The sequence below is a fragment of the Candidatus Burkholderia verschuerenii genome, assembly GCF_001189365.1.
GTDB classification, from domain to species: Bacteria; Pseudomonadota; Gammaproteobacteria; order Burkholderiales; family Burkholderiaceae; genus Caballeronia; species Caballeronia verschuerenii.
Genome location: NZ_LFJJ01000099.1, coordinates 1 through 19,309 on the forward strand (window position 1 = coordinate 1; position 19,309 = coordinate 19,309).

17 protein-coding genes and 1 pseudogene are annotated in these 19,309 nt (G+C 62.1%); 7 read left to right on the forward strand and 11 right to left on the reverse strand.

The window, feature by feature from the left end; all coding sequences use genetic code 11:
• Positions 1 to 410: 410 nt before the first annotated feature.
• The gene (locus BVER_RS17160) at positions 411 to 1,997 is read right to left on the reverse strand and encodes an inorganic phosphate transporter (protein ID WP_050454349.1); all 1,587 of its coding nucleotides are present in this window, start codon (positions 1,995 to 1,997) and stop codon (positions 411 to 413) included.
• 295 nt (positions 1,998 to 2,292) lie between these two features.
• On the opposite strand from BVER_RS17160, the gene BVER_RS17165 reads away from it, so the two are divergent.
• Positions 2,293 to 3,096: a TOBE domain-containing protein gene (locus BVER_RS17165; RefSeq protein ID WP_050454350.1), complete on the forward strand. Its 804-nt coding sequence runs from the start codon at positions 2,293 to 2,295 to the stop codon at positions 3,094 to 3,096.
• 13 nt (positions 3,097 to 3,109) lie between these two features.
• Here BVER_RS17165 and BVER_RS17170 read toward each other — a convergent pair whose 3' ends face one another.
• The gene (locus BVER_RS17170) at positions 3,110 to 3,805 is read right to left on the reverse strand and encodes a phosphatase PAP2 family protein (RefSeq protein WP_332309123.1); all 696 of its coding nucleotides are present in this window, start codon (positions 3,803 to 3,805) and stop codon (positions 3,110 to 3,112) included.
• Between the two features lie 346 nt (positions 3,806 to 4,151).
• On the opposite strand from BVER_RS17170, the gene BVER_RS17175 reads away from it, so the two are divergent.
• Positions 4,152 to 5,318: an extracellular catalytic domain type 1 short-chain-length polyhydroxyalkanoate depolymerase gene (locus BVER_RS17175; protein WP_050454352.1), complete on the forward strand. Its 1,167-nt coding sequence runs from the start codon at positions 4,152 to 4,154 to the stop codon at positions 5,316 to 5,318.
• 138 nt (positions 5,319 to 5,456) lie between these two features.
• Positions 5,457 to 5,630, forward strand: coding sequence for a DUF3563 family protein (locus tag BVER_RS30300; protein ID WP_083452223.1), 174 nt, complete (start codon positions 5,457 to 5,459; stop codon positions 5,628 to 5,630).
• A 77-nt stretch (positions 5,631 to 5,707) separates the two neighbouring features.
• Here the strand turns inward: BVER_RS30300 and BVER_RS17180 are convergent, their stop codons facing one another.
• From BVER_RS17180 to BVER_RS17200, 5 genes are all read right to left on the reverse strand, one after another.
• Positions 5,708 to 6,127 carry an organic hydroperoxide resistance protein gene (locus tag BVER_RS17180; protein WP_050454353.1) on the reverse strand — a complete coding sequence of 140 codons (420 nt, stop codon included), beginning with the start codon at positions 6,125 to 6,127 and terminating at the stop codon, positions 5,708 to 5,710.
• 162 nt (positions 6,128 to 6,289) lie between these two features.
• Positions 6,290 to 6,742 (reverse strand): MarR family winged helix-turn-helix transcriptional regulator, encoded by a 453-nt coding sequence (locus BVER_RS17185; protein ID WP_050454354.1) that lies wholly within the window; start codon positions 6,740 to 6,742, stop codon positions 6,290 to 6,292.
• A gap of 119 nt (positions 6,743 to 6,861) precedes the next feature.
• Positions 6,862 to 7,680, reverse strand: coding sequence for a BPSS1780 family membrane protein (locus tag BVER_RS17190; protein ID WP_050454355.1), 819 nt, complete (start codon positions 7,678 to 7,680; stop codon positions 6,862 to 6,864).
• Positions 7,681 to 7,687: 7 nt separating this feature from the next.
• Complete coding sequence (locus BVER_RS17195) at positions 7,688 to 8,659, reverse strand: homoserine kinase (RefSeq protein ID WP_050454356.1); 972 nt, start codon at positions 8,657 to 8,659, stop codon at positions 7,688 to 7,690.
• Positions 8,660 to 8,800: 141 nt separating this feature from the next.
• Positions 8,801 to 9,205, reverse strand: a complete 405-nt coding sequence (locus BVER_RS17200; protein ID WP_050454357.1) for a hypothetical protein — start codon at positions 9,203 to 9,205, stop codon at positions 8,801 to 8,803.
• Positions 9,206 to 9,447: 242 nt separating this feature from the next.
• On the opposite strand from BVER_RS17200, the gene BVER_RS17205 reads away from it, so the two are divergent.
• Positions 9,448 to 10,974 (forward strand): AMP nucleosidase, encoded by a 1,527-nt coding sequence (locus BVER_RS17205; protein WP_050454364.1) that lies wholly within the window; start codon positions 9,448 to 9,450, stop codon positions 10,972 to 10,974.
• A gap of 68 nt (positions 10,975 to 11,042) precedes the next feature.
• Here the strand turns inward: BVER_RS17205 and BVER_RS17210 are convergent, their stop codons facing one another.
• The 3 genes from BVER_RS17210 to BVER_RS17220 form a co-directional block, all read right to left on the reverse strand.
• Positions 11,043 to 11,477 carry a hypothetical protein gene (locus BVER_RS17210; protein WP_050454358.1) on the reverse strand — a complete coding sequence of 145 codons (435 nt, stop codon included), beginning with the start codon at positions 11,475 to 11,477 and terminating at the stop codon, positions 11,043 to 11,045.
• Positions 11,478 to 11,492: 15 nt separating this feature from the next.
• Positions 11,493 to 11,948, reverse strand: a complete 456-nt coding sequence (locus BVER_RS17215; RefSeq protein ID WP_050454359.1) for a hypothetical protein — start codon at positions 11,946 to 11,948, stop codon at positions 11,493 to 11,495.
• A gap of 286 nt (positions 11,949 to 12,234) precedes the next feature.
• The gene (locus BVER_RS17220; RefSeq protein WP_050454360.1) at positions 12,235 to 12,984 is read right to left on the reverse strand and encodes an LOG family protein; all 750 of its coding nucleotides are present in this window, start codon (positions 12,982 to 12,984) and stop codon (positions 12,235 to 12,237) included.
• Between the two features lies 1 nt (position 12,985).
• Here BVER_RS17220 and polA point away from each other — a divergent pair, with 1 nt between their 5' ends.
• From polA to BVER_RS17235, 3 genes and pseudogenes are all read left to right on the forward strand, one after another.
• Positions 12,986 to 15,724, forward strand: coding sequence for a DNA polymerase I (polA, locus tag BVER_RS17225; protein ID WP_050454361.1), 2,739 nt, complete (start codon positions 12,986 to 12,988; stop codon positions 15,722 to 15,724).
• Between the two features lie 155 nt (positions 15,725 to 15,879).
• Positions 15,880 to 17,235, forward strand: coding sequence for an NAD(P)/FAD-dependent oxidoreductase (locus tag BVER_RS17230; protein WP_050454362.1), 1,356 nt, complete (start codon positions 15,880 to 15,882; stop codon positions 17,233 to 17,235).
• A 140-nt stretch (positions 17,236 to 17,375) separates the two neighbouring features.
• Positions 17,376 to 18,250, forward strand: a pseudogene (locus BVER_RS17235) (dienelactone hydrolase family protein).
• 6 nt (positions 18,251 to 18,256) lie between these two features.
• Here the strand turns inward: BVER_RS17235 and BVER_RS17240 are convergent.
• Complete coding sequence (locus tag BVER_RS17240; protein WP_050454363.1) at positions 18,257 to 19,126, reverse strand: sulfurtransferase; 870 nt, start codon at positions 19,124 to 19,126, stop codon at positions 18,257 to 18,259.
• Between the last annotated feature and the right edge of the window lie 183 nt (positions 19,127 to 19,309).

Consider the following 19,309-nt stretch of genomic DNA (forward strand, 5'->3'; position numbering starts at 1 on the left):
GGCGAAGTTCCAAACTCCCAGGAAACCATTCAGATCAATATTGCTTCTGGGAGTTCTGGGAAACACGATCTTCCGGCGGCCCCTTGCCACCCTTGACTTCGACTAATTCTGAAGGGCCGACTAATTAGACCGCGCGACGATCCGGCGCCCGGCGTGGCCTCCCATGCTGCGGCACGTCGAACGGACGGCGGTTCGTGGCCGCCGGCCGGTGTCTTGCGATCGACAATCCTTTCAAAGCAATGGCTGTGCCATCTCGCCCGAAAGCCTTACGGCAAAAGGCCCGGGTGTTCTTCCGAACGCGCGGGCCTGATGGGAAATTGTAGAAAGGAGGGTGTCGGCTTGGCAGAATGGAAATCTTGCACGGCGCGCGCGGCGATCGGGCCACGCACGCCGTCCGTCCAGCCGATTGTTTAGAAGATTCCGCGGAACAGCCAGAACAGCAGACCTGCCAGCGCGATCGACACCGGCAGCGTCAGAATCCACGCGAGCGCGAGGCTGCGCACAGTCTTCCATTGCAGGCCGGAGCCGTTCGCCGCCATCGTTCCCGCGACGCCCGACGACAACACGTGCGTCGTACTCACCGGCAGACCGTAGGCATCGGCCGCGCCGATCGTCACCATCGCGACGAGCTCCGCCGATGCACCCTGGCCGTACGTCAGATGCGTCTTGCCGATGCGCTCGCCGACCGTCACGACGATGCGCTTCCAGCCGACCATCGTGCCGAGGCCGAGCGCGACGGCCCCCGCGACCTTCACCCACGTCGGGATGAACTTGGTCGAGTGATCGAGCTGCTTCTTGTAGTTACCGAGCACCGCGCCGTCGTCCTTCGAGAAAGCCGGATCCTTCTGCTTGTCCATGATCCGCAGCGCTTCCGACGCGATATACATCTCGTTGCGGACGTTGCGCACCATGCCTTGCGGCACGTTCGAAACGGCATCATGCGGACGAACCTGCGAATCGATCGAATCGACCACGCTCTTCAGCGAAGCGATGGTGTCCGGCGCGACCGTCTTGGTCTGGACATAGCGCTCGACGGCGCCGCGCGAATCGGCAGCAGGCGTGGAGTTGTTGGTGTACTTCGCCAACACTTCGGAGGCGTTGTGGCTGATCGACAGGAACATCTGCGTTTCGGCGGGCGTCACGGCCTTGTTGAGCGCGTAGGCGGTCGGCACCGTGCCGATCAGAATCAGCATGATGAAACCCATGCCCTTCTGGCCGTCGTTCGAGCCGTGCGCGAACGATACGCCGGTACACGTCAGAATCAGCAGGCAGCGAATCCAGAACGGCGGCGGCGCGTTCTTTTCCGGTTCCTTGTAGAGCACCGGCACGCGCACGACGAGCTTCAGCACATACAGCAGGAACGCGGCGAGAATAAAGCCGATGATCGGCGAAAACAGCAGCGACTTGCCGACGCCCAGCGCCTGCGACCAATCCACGCCCGAGGTGCCGTTCGTGCCGTGCAGCATCTGATTCATCAGGCCGACGCCGATGACCGAGCCGATCAGCGTATGCGAACTCGACGACGGCAGGCCGAACGCCCACGTGCCGAGATTCCAGATGATCGCGGCGATCAGCAGCGCGAACACCATCGCGAAGCCCTGTCCGCTACCCACGCCGATGATCAGTTCCACCGGCAGCAGTTGCAGGATGCCGAACGCGACCGCGCCCGACGAAACCAGCACGCCGATGAAGTTCCACGCGCCGGACCAGACCACGGCCAGATTCGGCTGCAGCGAATGCGTATAGATGACGGTGGCGACGGCATTGGCCGTATCGTGAAAGCCGTTGACGAACTCGAAGCCCAACGCGATCAACAGCGCAATTCCAAGCAGAACGTAAGGATATGTCGACGACTCGCGCACCGGCGCGAGATCTTCGGGCAGATGCAGGATGCAATAGCCCGCGCCCGCCAGAATGGCCAGGATGAAGACGATGGAAGCGGTTCGCTGTGCTGGCGATTTGCCTTCGCGGGTTTGGGGAAAAACGATTTGATTCATGTCGCGTCCTCTCTGGGCTTTCGCGAATTTCAGGTTGGAAGGGTTGGGCTAAGAGCGGCCATGTTTCCCGCTGCATGTGTCGATTTCATGAATCATGAAACTATTCGCATTTCGTATGAGTTGAATCGCCGCTTAACGTCGGTTTTGTGGACGCTTCGTGAAGGTTTCGATGAAGTGGAAATCGCGTATGACGGACATGCGGCGAACGCCATCCGGCGCGCCGATATAATTCCAACGCGATGCTTTTTCACATCGAAAGGCGCGACTCGACTCGCTGACACGCAAAGGGGCAATCATGACGACGCGCGAATCGTTGGAACTGGGCGGCTCCGTGTGGCTCAAGAGCGGAGCGGAGACGCTCGGCGGCGCGGGACGCATCGCGCTGCTCGCCGCGATCCGCGATACGGGATCGATCACGGCGGCGGCGAAGGCCGTCGGGATGAGCTACAAGGCAGCGTGGGATGCCGTCGACACGATGAACAATCTCGCGGGCGAGCGGCTTGTCGTCACGGCGAGCGGCGGACGGGGCGGCGGCACGACGCTGACGCCGGCCGCGTCGAGACTCATCGAGACGTATCGCGCGGTCGAGCGCGAGCATCGCAAGTTTCTTCAACATGTGGGCGCGGCCATCGACGGTTTCGCCCACGACTGGCAACTGATCGGGAAACTGGGAATGAAAACAAACGCACGCAATCAACTGGCGGGGAAAGTGACCAAGGTCACGCGCGGGGCCGTCAACGATGAAATCGAACTCGGCCTGCTGGGCGGCCAGACGATCGTCGCGGTCGTCACGCACGAAAGCACCGAGGCGCTCGGCCTCAAGCAAGGCAGCGACGCGTTCGCGCTGATCAAGGCCTCGTGGGTCATGCTGATGGAAGACACCAGCGCCAAGCTGTCGGCGCGCAATCAGTTGCGCGGCACGGTGTCGAACGTGACGAAGGGCGCGGTGAACGCGGAAGTGAATCTGACGCTGGACGATTCGACGACCATCACGGCGATCATCACCAATCAGAGCGCGGACACGCTCGGCCTCGCGGCGGGTCAGAAGGCTGTCGCGGTGATCAAGGCGTCGAGCGTGATCATCGGAGTGAACGACTGAGACGTGCCCGGACTCAGCCGATGAAAGCCGTCAGGCGTCCATCGGCTGAACGGTGGAGACAGACTTCCGTGCGTCGCTGCGGAATCTGATAGTGCTTCACTTTCCAGCGCGCCCGCACGTAAGGGCGCTCGTGACCGGACAGATCCAGCGCGATCACGGTAATCCAGTGTTGCGTCGGCACCGGCACGCCATGCAGCGCGATGACGACCACGGCAAGGCTCGCCGCGACGGGCGTCGGCGACAGCTTGCCGGATTCCGCCCTCCACGCGATCAGCACGAAGGCCAGCGCGACCACCGCGCCGAGCGCGCATCCCGCGACCACTTCGGATACCGAATGCGCGTTCAGCACGACGCGCGACACGCCCACCACGACGCCCGCGAACAACCCGAGCGCGACACCCGTGCCACGCACGATGCCGCGCGTCGGCAACAGCGCGACGAACAGGGCGACCGGCAGCACGGCGGTCGACATCAACGCATGCCCGCTGATGCCGGTGAAATCCCACGCGCGCACGCCGACACCCCAGCCGATGAACGCGATCTTGGTCAGCGCGACCAATGCGTCCGCGCCGCCGAGCAAACCGAGCCACGCGCACGCATACTTCCAGCGATAGCCGACCATGAGCCACGCCGCCACGGCCAGCGCGACGGGCGCCATGACGCCCACGCCACCGAGCGCGGTAATCGATACCCAGAGCGAATTAGACAATTCAAGCGACATAGTTCTTTATAACGGCTGCTGCGGTGCGTCAGCACAGCCCGCACGGTAGACTGAATAGGGCGACCGATAAGGCGCGATCCGAAAAATCTTCTGAAGTATAGCGCGCCGATCACTCTCCGAATTATGCGGGGGGCGAAGATCGATTTCCAGTTACATCATGTAACTACAGTCTTTTTCTGACAATATTGTTGAATTGAGGTGAATTCTTCCAAATATGTCACCGAGGACGCGCGTACCGAAGTACCGGTTTGATGTTATTGTGCAATGCACAACACGGCGCGTGATTTAGCAGCGTTTGCGCCGTCCGATTGCATGTTCTGGAGGAATCAGCCGAATGTCGAAAAGCCTGAGTAAGCTTTGGTTGCGCGGCTTGAGACGCCTGGTGTCCGGCCAGGCCGAAGCGATTCGCGTGCTCAAGCCCCGTCCGCCCGCCAAGCCGGCGCGCGCGAAAACACACAAACACACCCGCTCGACGCTCAAGTCCGGCACGACAGCGAAGTCCGCCGCGTCGCCGCGTGCGTCGTCGGGCGCGAGCGCGCGCGAATCGCGAGTTCGGCCGCGTGCGTCAGCGTGGGCGCGCGGCAAATGGGAACGCTCGTATCATTCCGCGCCGCCGACGGCCGGGCGCTTCGTCAATCACGTGTCGTACGCGCTGTATCAGCCGCCGAAGACCTCGCTCGAGCCGATGCCGCTCGTCGTCATGCTGCACGGCTGCAAGCAGAACGCCGACGAGTTCGCGCAAGGCACGCGCATGAACCTGCTTGCCGACAAGTTCGGTTTCGCGGTGCTGTATCCGGAACAGTCGAAGCACGAACACGCGCATCGATGTTGGCATTGGTATGACGATACGGGCAACGGCGGCAGCGAGGCGGCGTCGGTCGTATCGCTCGTCAAGGCGATGGTCGTGGAACACGGCTTCGATCCCGAGCGCGTGTATCTGGCGGGCATGTCGGCCGGCGCCGGGCTCGCGACACTGCTGGCGATCCGCTATCCGCAGATTTTCGCGGCGGTCGGACTGCACTCCGAGCCGGTTTTCGGCGAGGCGCGCTCGGCCATCGGCGCAATGAATGTCATGCGGCGCGGCAGCCGCAGCGACCCGATCACGCTCATCGACGCGGCGCTCGACGTGCGCGACTATCCCGGCATGCCGGCGATCATCGTGCACGGCGAACTGGATTCGGTCGTGAGCGCCAACAACGCGGAGCAACTCGCGCGGCAGTTCCTGCGCCTGAACGGTTTCGTCGATGCAGCGGGCGACCGGCGCGCGGGCGAAGCGCGGCAGGAAACGCATCCGGACGGCGTGGTCAGCGACTATGTGAAGAACGGGCATCGCGTCGTGAAGACATCGATCGTGCGCGGTCTCGGCCATTCGTGGGCCGGCGGCGACGATACGGTGGCGTTCCATTCGTCGAAAGGCCCGGATTCGTCGGCGACGATGTGGGAGTTTTTCAAATATCAGCGGCGCGCGAGCGAGTCTGCGCGCGACGCCTACGTGGCCTGAACGCCGTTTCCGGTAATTTCGACTGTTGTTATTTCGCCTTTAGTATCAATGTGCTACGCGATCAGGACTGGCTTTCTCTCAGGGATTACCCTATACTCTTGTTCATAGGTAGTAACCCGTGTTCAAGCGAGGCCCACCATGTTACTGCTCAGCCGCATTTTCCTGTTCCTGACGCAGTCCGCTGACCAACGTGATCGCGAGCGCGACGACGCTTATCTTGCCGAAGCCACCGACATTTACGACCTCGAGTACCGTATGAAGGCACTCGACAAGCGCAAGGTGGCGCGTCAACCGGCGTGGATCTCGAACTAAGCTTCACCGTTCGATGATTTAAAAAAGCCGCTGCAATCGTCGCAGCGGCTTTTTACGTCTACCCGATGTGAATCGCGTCAGACCAGCTTCACGCGCACGTCGACGTTATTGCGCGTCGCGTTCGAATACGGGCAAACCTGGTGCGCCGAATCGACCAGCGCCCGCGCGTCGGCCCGATCGATTCCCGGCAGCGCAATCCGCAGTTCGATACCCAGCTTGAAGCCGCCCGCATCGTTCGGGCCGACGCCGACGTCCGCCGTGACGGTCGTGTCCGCCGGAATCGCCTTCTTCTGCTGACCGGCGACGAACTTCATCGCCGACAGAAAGCACGCCGAATAGCCGGCCGCGAACAGTTGTTCCGGGTTCGTGCCCGCCGCGCCCGCGCCGCCGAGTTCTTTCGGCGCGCTCAATTTCACGTTCAATTGCTCGTCGGATGACACCGCGCGACCATCGCGTCCGCCGGTGCTCGTCGCCGTTGCCTTGTACAGAATGCTCATCGCGTTTCTCCTTGTTCGTCGCCGCTTAGCGGCGCGGAAAGTTTCGAAGTCAGCTTCGGGTCACTGCTGCATCGACCACAGAAGAAATATATCGCGATAATTATTAGTGTACAAATTAAATTTTCGCGATGTTGCCGGTAGGGCGCGCCTATCGATTCGAATTCAGCTTTCGATGCTTTCGTTGAGCGAGGCGCGCAGCCGCACCAGATCGCCGCGCAGCCGCAGCAAGCCGTCGATGTCCGAACCGGCGGCGCAGAAGATCTTCATCGGGATATCGCGCGCGGCGTGCCTGAGCTCGCGTCCGGTGTCGGTCAGGCGGATATGCACCTGACGCTCGTCCGCCGTGCCGCGCATCCGTTCGACGTAGCCCTGCGCTTCGAGACGCTTCAGCAGCGGCGTCATGGTCGCGGAGTCGAGCGACAGGCGCGAGGCGATGTCCTTGACCGTCAGGCCGTCCTTTTCCCACAGCACCAGCATCGCGAGATATTGCGGATAGGTGAGGCCGAGCTTTTCGAGCATCGGCTTATAGGTCTTCGTCATCGCGAGCGATGTCGAATAGAGCGCGAAGCAAAGCTGCTGATCGAGCTCGAGCGGGAAGTCGTCGAACGTGGTCATGGCGGAGCGCGCCGGCGCGCGTCGGAAAGGCCGTTCGGCCGATTCCCTTAGTGTACGTAAAACCCTTCGCGCGCGAATGAAACCTGCACGCGCGAAGGGTCGGCGCGCGTCGTGAAGCGTCAGGCGCCGGGCGCGCCCGCGTTGGGAATATCCGGCGTTTCCGGTGATTGCACACCGAAACAGCCGCGATAAGTCGCGTAGAAGGAGCAATACAGCGCGGTCGTCACGAGGATGGACGCGGGCATCAGCACGGCGAGCGCCATTTCCTGACTGACGCCGATCGCCTGCATCAGCGCGGTCATCCCGAAGGAGACGGCGATCGCCACCGCGATCCACAACACGCCGTACAGAACGAACGCGCCGCGATTGCGCCAGCACGACACCAGGCTGAAGAACAGCGCCTTCGCGGTCGGAACCTCGTGCCACGCCACCAGAATGGGCGCGAACCAGAACAGCATCGCGACCGGCAGATAACACGCCATCGCCACCAGTACGGCGAGCGGGTTGAAGCTCGCCGCGACGGTTTCGGGATCGCCGGTCGGGCCATCGCCGATCATCAGGCTCAGCAGCGTGCCGCCGTCGACGAACGCGGAAATCGCGAAGATCGCCGCCATCGACACGATATACAGCGCGCCGAACAGCAGCAGCCGCCGCGCGACCACGGTGCCGTAGGAACGGAAGCCGTCGACGAGCACCGTCGGCCAAACCGGTTTGCCGGCGATGGTGTCGCGGCACGCCGCCATGAAGCCAACCGCGACGCCCGGAATGAACAGCAGCGGCAAGAACGGGCCGATCAGCGGCACGCGCGAAATCAGCGTCATCACGAACAGATACGCGAAGAACACCGTGAGGAACGCAAACGGATTTCGGCGGAACAGCCAGAGGCCCTGGCGGAACCACACATAGCCGGCTTTGGCGGGAACTTCGATGAGTCGCATGTCGCTGTTATCGGTGAGCGGAGAGTGAAGCGGCTTTGACGCGCTCGCGCAGAATGCGTTCGAAATGGCCGGGATCGTGCGCCTTGAGCATCTGTGCTTCGCGCGGACGATGGAAGTCGTACAGGCGCGACACCCAGAAGCGCATCGCGCCGGCGCGCAGCATGTCGTTCCAGTGGCGCTCTTCCTCGGGCGTGAACGGGCGCACCGTCTGATAGGCGCGCAGCAGCGCATCGACGCGCGCGGCATCGAGCACGCCGGTTTCGAGATCGATACACCAGTCGTTCACGGTGACGGCGACATCGAACAGCCATTTGTCGACGCCCGCAAAATAGAAGTCGAAAAAGCCGCCCAGCCGCGCATGCTCGATGCCGTGCGCGAACAGCACGTTGTCGCGGAACAGATCGCAATGGCACGGGCCGCCCGGCAGCGACGCGTAATCCGCCGAGCCGAAAAACGCGCCCTGATGCGCGAGCTCGGATTCGATCAGTTCGCGCTGCGCATCGCTGAGACAGTCGATGATCGCCGGCAGGTTTTCGCGCCACCAGGAAAGACTGCGCAAATTCGGCTGATGCTGCGGAAAATCGCGCCCGGCCAGATGCAGTCGCGCGAGCATTTGCCCGACTTCGATGCAGTGCGCGGGCGTCGGCGCCATTTCCGGCGCGCCTTCCAGTTTGGTGACGATGGCCGCCGGCTTGCCGTGGATGAGGCCGAACAACGCGCCATCGCGACGCGGCATCGGGTCCGGCACCGGCACGCGATGCGAGGCGAGATGACGCATCAGATCGAGATAGAACGGCAATTGCGTGGCCGTGAGCTTCTCGAAAATGGTGAGCACGTATTCGCCGTGCGTCGTCGTGAGAAAGAAGTTGCTGTTCTCGATGCCCGACTGGATGCCGCGAAATTCGACGATATCGCCGAGATCGTAGTGTTGCAGCCAGTCGCCGAGTTCGGCGTCAGTGACGGGGGTGAAGACGGCCATGCGGGAAACTTCGGTCAGGTTGAGGCGCGTGATCGGGCGCCGGACTTACGAGGAGCGGCGCCGGATGCAAAGCGATGAACAAACTCGGGCCACGACGACGAGACCCGCTCGGGCGAGCGGGTCCGGAGTGATATTACAGGTTCAATAACGCAGATTGATGGACGGCAGGCGCGTACTCGCCTTGCCGTTGTCGCGCACTTGCGGTGACGTGTCCGCCGGCGCGCTCATCTGATAGCGCGTACCGAAGTTCGAACGCACGTTGATTTCGACCGGCTTGCCCTTGTCGCGGAACTCGGTGATTTCGGTGCCGTTGGTGCTCAACTCGTGATAGCTCGGCATGCGCGGCGGCGAGATTTTGACCTTCGAACTCACGTTCGCGGGCGGGCGGTTGATCTCTTGCAGATTCGGGAGACCGGCGGCTTCTTCCGGCGACATCGGTTTCTGCGCCGCTTGCTGCGCGCCGGGTTGTGCTGCGGGCTGTGCCAACGTGCTCGCGCTTGCGGCGGCCAGGACTGCCGCGACGGCGGCATAAAGAAGCGGCTTCATGATGTTTCTCCTGAGGATCGTGGGATTCTAGCAAATCGGATTCCCGCCATTGCCGTAACGCCTTATTTTGCACCGCTTCGAGCTTTTTCACCAAGTTGGGCGAAAAGTTGTCGCATCGCCGTCGGGGCGCACGTCGGGGCGCACATCGGGGTGCACTGCCGCGAGCATGGGCTTCATGGAATGCGCAATCTTCCGTGTTAATGTCTTCAGATTACGAGGGCATCGGATATATCTACAAGATCATGACAAACGACCGGACACAGAGCACTCAGGCCACGCCTGCCAACGATTTCCCAACCGAATCTTTCGACGATCCCGTTTCCGTCGTCACGCGCCTTTCGGCGATCTACGAAGCGAATACCGCCTTTCTGCGCGATGCGTTCGCGCGCTATCGCCGCAACGAGCAGTTCACGCATCGCGTGCGGGCGTGCTATCCGTTCGTGCGCGTGCGGACCGAACTGAACACGCAAATCGATTCGCGGCGCTCTTACGGCTTCGTCGCCGGGCCGGGCATTTTCGAGACGACGCTCACGCGCCCCGATCTGTTCGGCGATTACTACCGCGAGCAATTGCGTCTGCTGACGAAGAATCATCATGTGGGGATCGAAGTGGGCGTGTCGGCGCAGCCGATTCCGATCCACTTCGCGTTCGCGGAAGGCATTCATCTCGAAGGCGATCTCGATCGCGACCGGCTGCTCGCGATGCGCAATATCTTCGACGTGCCCGACCTCGCGCTGCTCGACGATCGAATCGTCAACGGCACGTATGAGCAGGCGCCGGGCGAGCCGCATCCGCTGGCGCTGTTCACGGCGGCGCGGGTGGACTTTTCGCTGCATCGACTGCGGCATTACACGGCGACGTCGCCGACGCATTTCCAGAACTACGTGCTGTATACGAACTACCAGTTCTATATCGACGAGTTCGTGAAGCTCGGCCGCACGATGATGTCGCGTGCCGACGACGAAGAAACGCGCGCGTATCGCAGCGAGTATTCGTCGTTCGTCGAACCGGGCAATGTCGTCACCTACAACGCGAATGTCGGCGAACAGCCGGAAGAGGGCACGGTGCCCGCGCGTCTGCCGCAGATGCCCGCGTATCACCTGAAGCGCGCGGACGGCAGCGGCATCACGATGGTGAATATCGGCGTGGGGCCGTCAAATGCGAAGACCATCACCGATCACATCGCCGTGTTGCGGCCGCATGCGTGGATCATGCTCGGCCACTGCGCGGGCCTGCGCAATACGCAGCGTCTCGGCGATTATGTGCTGGCGCATGGCTACGTGCGCGAAGATCACGTTCTCGACGACGATCTGCCGCTGTGGGTGCCGGTGCCGGCCTTGGCCGAAGTGCAGGTCGCGCTGGAAAAGGCGGTCGCGCAGGTCACGCAACTCGACGGCACGGAACTCAAGCGCGTGATGCGCACGGGCACGGTCGCGAGCGTCGATAACCGGAACTGGGAATTGCGCGATCATCGCGAGCCGGTGCGAAGGTTGTCGCAGAGTCGCGCGGTGGCGCTGGATATGGAGAGCGCAACGATCGCGGCGAACGGGTTTCGCTTTCGCGTGCCGTACGGGACGCTGCTATGCGTATCGGATAAGCCGTTGCATGGCGAACTCAAGCTGCCGGGCATGGCGGACCAGTTCTATCGCGCGCAAGTCGATCAGCATTTGCAGATCGGCGTAAAGGCGATGGAGTTGCTGCGTATGAACGGCCTGTCGAAGTTGCATAGCCGGAAGTTGCGCAGCTTTGCGGAGGTGGCGTTTCAGTAAGCGTGGCGGAGAAAAGCGAGGTCTCGCTTTTCTCTTGCACACATCTTCGAAGGATGACGCAAACGCGATTACTGCGGCGTGCGCGGCGAAGGCAGCAGGCGCGTGTAGTTCATCCAGCCGGTCATCGGCGCTTCAGTGCCTTGCGACGGTGTGCAATTGGTCGTCTTGTTGATATCCGTCGCGGTGCAATAGGCGCCTTCATAGGTCACGCGAACCCACGGCGTCTCGGCGCCGGACGTCTCCGTCACGCTGCGGATCGTCGCGGTATCCACGCGGACTTTGCCGTCTTTTGGCACGATGATGACCGAGGAGCACGTCGAGCCCGAGCATGAGCGCATGTTCATGTCGATGCCGCCGAGCCACATGTCGATCACGCCGCGATTCGTCGCGATGTCGGCGACCGGTGCGGCGGGCGCGGACGCCGGTACTTGCGCGGCGGCCTGCGAACCTTGCGCGCTCATCGCGCTGATCCGGTTCAGATCGTCGTCGCTGACCTTGCGCACGAAGGTGTAGTCCTTCTACGTGCCGTCTGCCGCCGTGATGGTGATCGGAGTTACCGTGTTGCTGTCGCCATCGCGATTCGCCTGGCTGATGGTCCGCACTTCCTGCTTGCCGCTCTTCCAGAAGATCTTGAAATTGACGGTGGCGTTGTCCGCGTCGACATCGCCCAATGCGACCGGCAACAACGTGTCGCTCTGCACGACCTGAATGTTATTGCCCGACGCGGAAATGATCGTCAGGCCGCTTCCGCTCGTCGGCTTCCACACGCCGGAAATGGTGTCGAGCAGGTTCGCGCGAGCGATACGTTCCTGTTCCGCTGCGGACATTTGCGGCGCGGCGGCAGGCGCGGGTGCGCTCGCGGGCGCGGCCTGCGCGGTTTCGGTCGGCTGCTTGTCGTGGCATCCGGTGAGAAAGGCGGCCATGACCGCGAACGTCGCGGTCAGTCGAATGGAGTGGTTCAAGACGTTCTTCATGGTTGTTTTTATCCGGCATGAAGCGATGTCGCGAGAGCGCCCGGGCGATTTGATCGCCTATCTCAAAAACATCGATTCGATTAACAAAAAACTATCGATCAGGCGTAAAAATAGCCGCATGCACATGAGTGCTGCGGCTTCTCGTCGTGGGCGACGCCTGGCGCGCGATCTTAACGAGTCGATCGTCGTCCGGCAAGCCCTATCGATTGATTTGGATAGCTACCGATCAACGCAATCACGCAGAAGAAAGCGAGCCGGATGCAAAGCTCGCTTTCGATCTCGATGCTTAGAGATAGAACATCCGATCATCGTCCGACTTGCTTTCCGCCGGTTGCTCGGTCTGTTCTTCGCGATCTTCATAGAACTCGAGCACGGCATCCAGCACCTGATCCGGATCGCCGATCACTTTCATGAGATCCAGATCCTTCTCGCTGATCACGCCGTTGGTCAGGAGCGTGTTCTTGAACCAGTCGAGCAGACCGGCCCAGAACTCCGCGCCCACCAGCACGATAGGAACATGACGCGACTTCTTCGTCTGAATGAGCGTGAGCACTTCGGGGAGTTCGTCGAGCGTGCCGAAGCCGTCAGGCATGACCACCACCGCATCCGAATTCTTCACGAACGTGACCTTGCGCGTGAAGAAATGACGGAAGCGCAGCGAGATGTCCTGCCACTGATTGCCCGACTGCTCGTGCGGCAATTCGATGTTCAAACCCACCGAAGGCGACTTGCCCGCATGCGCGCCTTTATTCGCCGCTTCCATGATGCCCGGCCCGCCGCCGGAGATGACGGCGAAGCCCGCGTCAGAGAATTTCTGCGCGATTTCGATGGTGCGCTGATAGTACGGCGACTCGGGTTTGAGGCGCGCGGAACCATAGATGCTGATGGCAGGACGGATTTCCGAGAGGTACTCGGTCGCCTCGATAAACTCTGCCATAATCGTGAACATCTGCCACGATGCGCGAGCCTTTTTGGCCGTCGCGCGCTCTTGATCTGCGAGCGATCGCAGACTCGGAATCACTTTTCTCTTGTTCATAATGCCTGAAGAACGAAGTCTCGAAGGTAAGACCCTGCTATTGGTCGACGGTTCTAGTTATCTGTATCGGGCGTACCACGCGATGCCGGACCTGCGCGGCCCCGATGGCGGCCCGACCGGCGCGCTCTACGGCATGGTCAACATGCTGAGGCGCTTGCGGCGCGAAATCAATGCTGAGTATAGCGCGTGCGTGTTCGATGCCAAGGACAAGACTTTCCGCGACGACTGGTACGCCGATTACAAGGCCAATCGGCCTTCCATGCCGGACGACCTCTCCAAGCAGATCGAGCCGATTCACGTCGCCGTGCGCGCGCTCGGCTGGCCGCTCGTGATGATCGAGCGCGTCGAGGCCGACGACGTCATCGGCACGCTTGCGGTCGAGGCCGAGAAACGCGGCATGAAGGTGATCGTGTCGACGGGCGACAAGGACCTGGCTCAGCTCGTCACGGATCATGTCACCCTCATCAATACGATGACCAACGAAACGCTCGATCGCGCGGGCGTGCTCGCCAAGTTCGGCGTGCCGCCCGAGCGCATCGTCGACTATCTTTCGCTGATCGGCGATACGGTCGACAACGTGCCCGGCGTCGAGAAATGCGGCCCTAAAACCGCGCTCAAATGGCTCACGCAATTCGATTCCCTTGATGGCATCGTAGAACATGCGAACGAGATCAAAGGTGCGGTAGGAGACAATCTGCGCAAGGCTCTCGACTTCCTGCCGATGGCGCGAAAGCTCGTTACCGTACACACCGAATGCGATCTCACTTCGCAGATCGAATCCATCGAAGGCACGCTCGAAAGCCGCCCCGAATCGCGCGAAGAGATGCGCGACGTGTTCCTGCGTCACGGCTTCAAGACGTGGCTGCGCGAAGTCGAAATCGCCGACGCGGTCGAAGGCCCGAGCGATACGCCGCCCGCCGAAGTCACGGAAATCGAGCACCACTACGAAACCGTGCAGACGTGGGAGCAGTTCGATGCGTGGCTGAAGCGCATCGATGAGGCCGAACTCACGTCGTTCGACAGCGAAACCACATCGCTCGATCCGATGACCGCGCAGATCGTCGGCGTGTCGGTCTCGGTCGAGCCGGGCCATGCCGCATACATTCCGCTCGCGCATCGCGGGCCGGACGTGCCCGAGCAATTGCCGCGCGACGAAGTGCTCGCGAAGCTCAAGCCCTGGCTCGAAGATGCATCGAAGAAAAAAGTCGGTCAACACCTCAAATACGACGAGCAAGTGTTGGCCAACTACGGCATCGCGATGCGCGGCGTCGAGCACGACACGCTGCTGCAGTCGTATGTGCTGGAATCGCATCGTCCGCACGACATGGACAACCTCGCGTTGCGTCATCTCGGCGTGAAGACGATCAAGTACGAAGACGTCGCGGGCAAGGGCGCATCGCAGATCGGCTTCGATGAAGTGGCCGTCGACAAAGCCTCCGCGTACGCCGCCGAAGATGCGGATATCACCTTGCGTCTGCATCAGGCGTTGTATCCGCAAGTGGCGCAGGAAGAAGGCTTGCTGCGGGTTTATCGCGATATCGAAATGCCGACTGCGCGCGTGCTGCGTACGATGGAACGCAACGGAGTCCTGATCGATCGCGCGAAGCTCGATACGCAGAGCAATGAAATCGCCAAGCGGCTGATCGATCTGCAAACGCAGGCTTATGAACTCGCGGGCGGCGAATTCAATCTCGGTTCGCCGAAGCAGATCGGGCAGATTTTCTTCGAAAATCTGAAGCTGCCGATCGTGAAGAAAACGCCGAGCGGCGCGCCTTCCACCGACGAAGAAGTGCTGCAAAAGCTCGCCGAAGATTATCCGCTGCCGAAGGTGCTGCTCGAACATCGCGGGCTGTCGAAGCTCAAGTCCACTTACACGGACAAGCTGCCGCGCATGGTGAATGCATCGACGGGACGCGTGCATACGAACTACGCGCAGGCCGTCGCGGTGACGGGGCGCTTGTCGTCGAACGAGCCGAACTTGCAGAACATTCCGGTGCGCACGGGCGAAGGGCGGCGCATTCGCGAAGCGTTCATTGCATCGCCAGGATGCAAGATCGTGTCGGCCGATTACTCGCAAATCGAATTGCGCATCATGGCGCATATTTCCGGCGACGAATCGCTGATGCGCGCGTTCCAGCAAGGCGAGGACGTGCACCGCGCGACCGCGTCGGAAGTGTTCAGCGTCACGCCGATCGAAGTCGACAACGATCAGCGGCGCATCGCCAAGGTGATCAACTTCGGTTTGATCTACGGCATGAGTTCGTTCGGGCTGGCGTCGAATCTCGGCATCACGCGCGATGCGGCGAAGCTGTATATCGACCGATATTTCGCGCGTTATCCGGGCGTCGCCGCGTATATGGAGAACACGCGGCTTGCCGCGAAAGCGCATGGTTTCGTCGAGACCGTGTTCGGCCGTCGTCTGTGGCTGCCCGAGATCAACGGCGGCAGAGGGCCGCGTCGTCAGGCGGCGGAACGCGCGGCCATCAATGCGCCGATACAGGGCACGGCCGCCGATCTCATCAAGCTGTCGATGATCGCGGTGCAGGACTGGATCGAATCGTCGGGCATCAAGACGAAGATGATCATGCAGGTGCACGATGAACTCGTGCTGGACGTGCCCGAGGAAGAGTTGCCCGAGGTCACGAAGCGCTTACCTGAACTGATGTGCGGCGTCGCCGATCTCAAGGTGCCGCTCGTCGCGGAAGTGGGCGTCGGCAATAATTGGGAAGAGGCGCACTAAGTTTCTGCTTTGCGCAAGGGCATACGCGGCGCATGTCGCGTATGCCCGACATGTCGATAACGCCCTTGTAGGTGTCACGCCCGCTCACGCACAATAGTTGCTCAAGCCGATGTAACTGCGACCACGCGCTCGAATAAAAGCACAGGGAGAGTTCCATGCATCGCTTCATCATCGTCGGCGGAGGAGCCGGCGGACTCGAACTCGCGACTCGCCTAGGCGACCGTTTCGGCACCACGGACAGCAAGACCGCGCCACGCGCGCAGGTCACGCTCGTCGATCGCAATCCCACGCATATCTGGAAACCGCTGCTGCACGAAGTCGCCGCCGGCAGCATGGACCCGTTCACGCAGGAACTCGAATACGCGGCGCAGGCGCTGTGGCATGGCTTCGAGTTCCAGCAGGGCGAGCTGATCGCGCTCGATCGCGCGAGCAAGCGCATCACCATCGGCGCGCTGCGCGACGACGAAGCGGGTGAGCTCCTGCCTGAGCGCGAACTCGAATACGACACGCTGGTGATCGCGATCGGCAGCACGACGCATTACTTCGGCGTGGAAGGCGCGCAAGAAAACGCCATCGCGCTGGATACGGTCGGTCAGGCCGAACTGTTCCGCAAGCGGCTGATCGCGGCCTGCATGCGCGCGGAGCACTATGCGCCCGAGCCGGTCGCGGCGGGCGTCGACGATGACGGCGAGAATGTCGATCCGGTGCCGCGCATTCAGGTGGCGATCGTCGGCGCGGGCGCGACGGGCGTCGAATTGTCGGCGGAACTGCGCAACACGGCGCAGGTTTTTTCGGCATATGGCCTGCACAAGCTTGATCCGAAACACGATATCGGCATCGTGCTGATCGAAGCGGGGCCGCGCATTCTGCCCGCGTTGCAGGAGCGCGTCTCGAATGCGACCGCCGAACTGCTGACCAAGCTCGGCGTGAAGCTGCTGACGGGCGAAACCGTCGCGCAAGTCACGCGCGATTCGATCCGCACCGCGAGCGGCAAGATCATTCGCGCCGATCTGACCGTGTGGGCGGCGGGCATCAAGGCGCCGGCCATTCTCGGCAAGCTCGATCTGCCGACCAACCGGCTCGGTCAACTCGTCGTGCGGCGCACGCTGCAAACCGAAGCCGACGAAAACATCTTCGCGCTCGGCGATTGCGCCGCGTGTCCGTGGCCCGGCAACGAGCGCAACGTGCCGCCGCGCGCGCAGGCCGCGCATCAGCAGGCGAGCTTTCTGTTCAAATCGTTCGAGCGGATGCTGCAAGGCAAGCCGCTGCCCGAATACACGTATCGCGATTTCGGTTCGCTCGTGTCGCTCGGCCATTACTCGGCGGTCGGCAATCTGATGGGCGGATTGATCGGCGGAAATATGCTGATCGAAGGGCTGTTCGCGCGGTTCATATATATGTCGCTGTATCGGCTGCATGTGGCGGCGCTGCACGGTTACGCGCGCATGGTGCTCGATACGGTCGCGCACTGGCTGCGCCGCTCCACGGCACCGCGCGTCAAACTGCATTGATGGAATAAGCGACCTGCGTCGTTCGTTGAAAGCTGATTAGAATGGGCGGCGCAAGTCCGTTCTCATGCTGCGCGCGACGCGTAGCCTCTACGATCCATACCGTCACGCCACGCGCGACGGTCCTGCCGCGGGAGCTTCGTATGCTAGACCCTGAAGTCGACAGCCTCATTCCGCACGTTCCGTTCGATCGACGCAGTTTCATCAAGGCCACCTTCGGCACGGGCTTCGCGGCCGCCGTGCTGCTCGTGTCCGCGCAGACCATTCACACCGATTCCGACGGTCTCGATGCGGGCGCCATTGGCGTGCGCGGCGCGGACGGCGTGCTGGTGCCGGCGTATCGCGCGCAGCCGAAGGGCAAGACGCATCTGCCGGTGATCATCGTCATTCACGAGATTTTCGGGGTGCACGAGCATATCGCCGATGTGTGCCGGCGTTTCGCCAAGCTCGGTTATCTGGCCATCGCGCTGGATCTCTACACGCGTCAAGGCGATGCGTCCGCCTACAAGTCGATGCAGCAGCTCAACGAACAACTGGTGTCGAAGGTGCCGGATGCGCAGGTGATTTCGGATATCGACCAGACCGTGAAATGGGCCGGCGAACATGGCGGCGACCTGAAGCGGCTGGCATCACCGGGTTCTGCTGGGGCGGGCGGATTACGTGGCTGTATGCCGAACACAATCCGAATCTGAAGGCAGCGGTGGCGTGGTACGGGCGGCTCTTCGGCAACAAGACGGAGAACACGCCGAGCAATCCGATCGATCAGGCCAGCCAGTTGAAGGTGCCGGTGCTTGGGCTGTACGGGCGGCAGGATCAGAGCATCCCGCAGGACACCATCGAGCAGATGAAACAGGCGCTCGCCAACGATACGCCGCCCGCGAAGAACTCGCAGTTCGTCGTCTACGACGATGCGCCGCATGCGTTCTTCGCGGATTATCGTCCGAGCTATCGCAAGGCCGATGCCGAGGACGGCTGGAAACGCGCGCTCGCGTGGTTCCGCGAGCACGGCGTCAAGTAACCGCGCTTACGGATTCGGGCCGGTCGCGACGGGGCGGCCCGGATCGGCGCTCCATTCGCTCCATGAACCGGGATAGAGCGCCGCGCCGTGCAGGCCGGCGATTTCCATCGCGAGTGCGTTGTGGCAGGCGGTGACGCCCGAGCCGCATTGCAGCACCACGCGATCCGCGGATGTCGTGCCGATCAGTCCGCTGAAGGCTTCGCGCAGTTCGTGGGCGGTTTTGAAGCGGCCTTCGGCGTTGATGTTGTCCATAAAGAAGCGATTGAGCGCGCCGGGAATGTGTCCGCCGACCGGATCGAGCGTCTCGTTCTCGCCGCGATAGCGATCCGCCGAGCGCGCGTCGATCACCAGATGATCGCGCGTGCCGATGTTGCGTTCGATCGCCTGCGCATCGATGGTCACTTGCTGCGGCGCGCTCGCCTTGAACGTGCCTTTCGCCTTGGGCGGGAAGTCGCGGTCGACCGGCTTGCCGGCGGCTTCCCATGCTTTGAAACCGCCATCGAGCACGGCGGTCGAATCATGGCCGAGCCAGTGGAGCAACCACCACAAACGCGCGGCGTAGCGGCCATCCTGCTGATCGTAAGCCACGACCTGCTGCCCTTCATTGAGCCCAAAACCCGCCAGCGTATCCACCAGCTTCGCCCGCTCCGGCAGCGGATGACGCCCGTTCGTGCCCGTCTTGACGCCGGACAAATCGCGATCGAGATGAAGGTAATGCGCGCCCGGAATATGCCCTTCGGCATAGGCTTTTTCGCCGGCTTCGGGCGCGGTGAGATCGAAACGGCAGTCGAACACGAGCACGCTGCCGGGCGCGGCGGCGAGTCGTTCGGCGAGGTTCGTCGCGGAGATGAGCGTGGTGTAGTGAGTGTGCGGCATGACGGCTCCTGACGCGCGTGGTACAGCGTTATTGCGGGGATGAGCCGTTAGTCTAAATCGGCATAGGGGCGGCCAGCAAGCTGGCCGGTCCCTTGCCACACCACCCTGCCACACCACCCGGCGTGCGGGTCCGCACCGGGCGGTTCGGGAAGTTGAGGTTATGTGAGGCGAGGCATGCCAAGA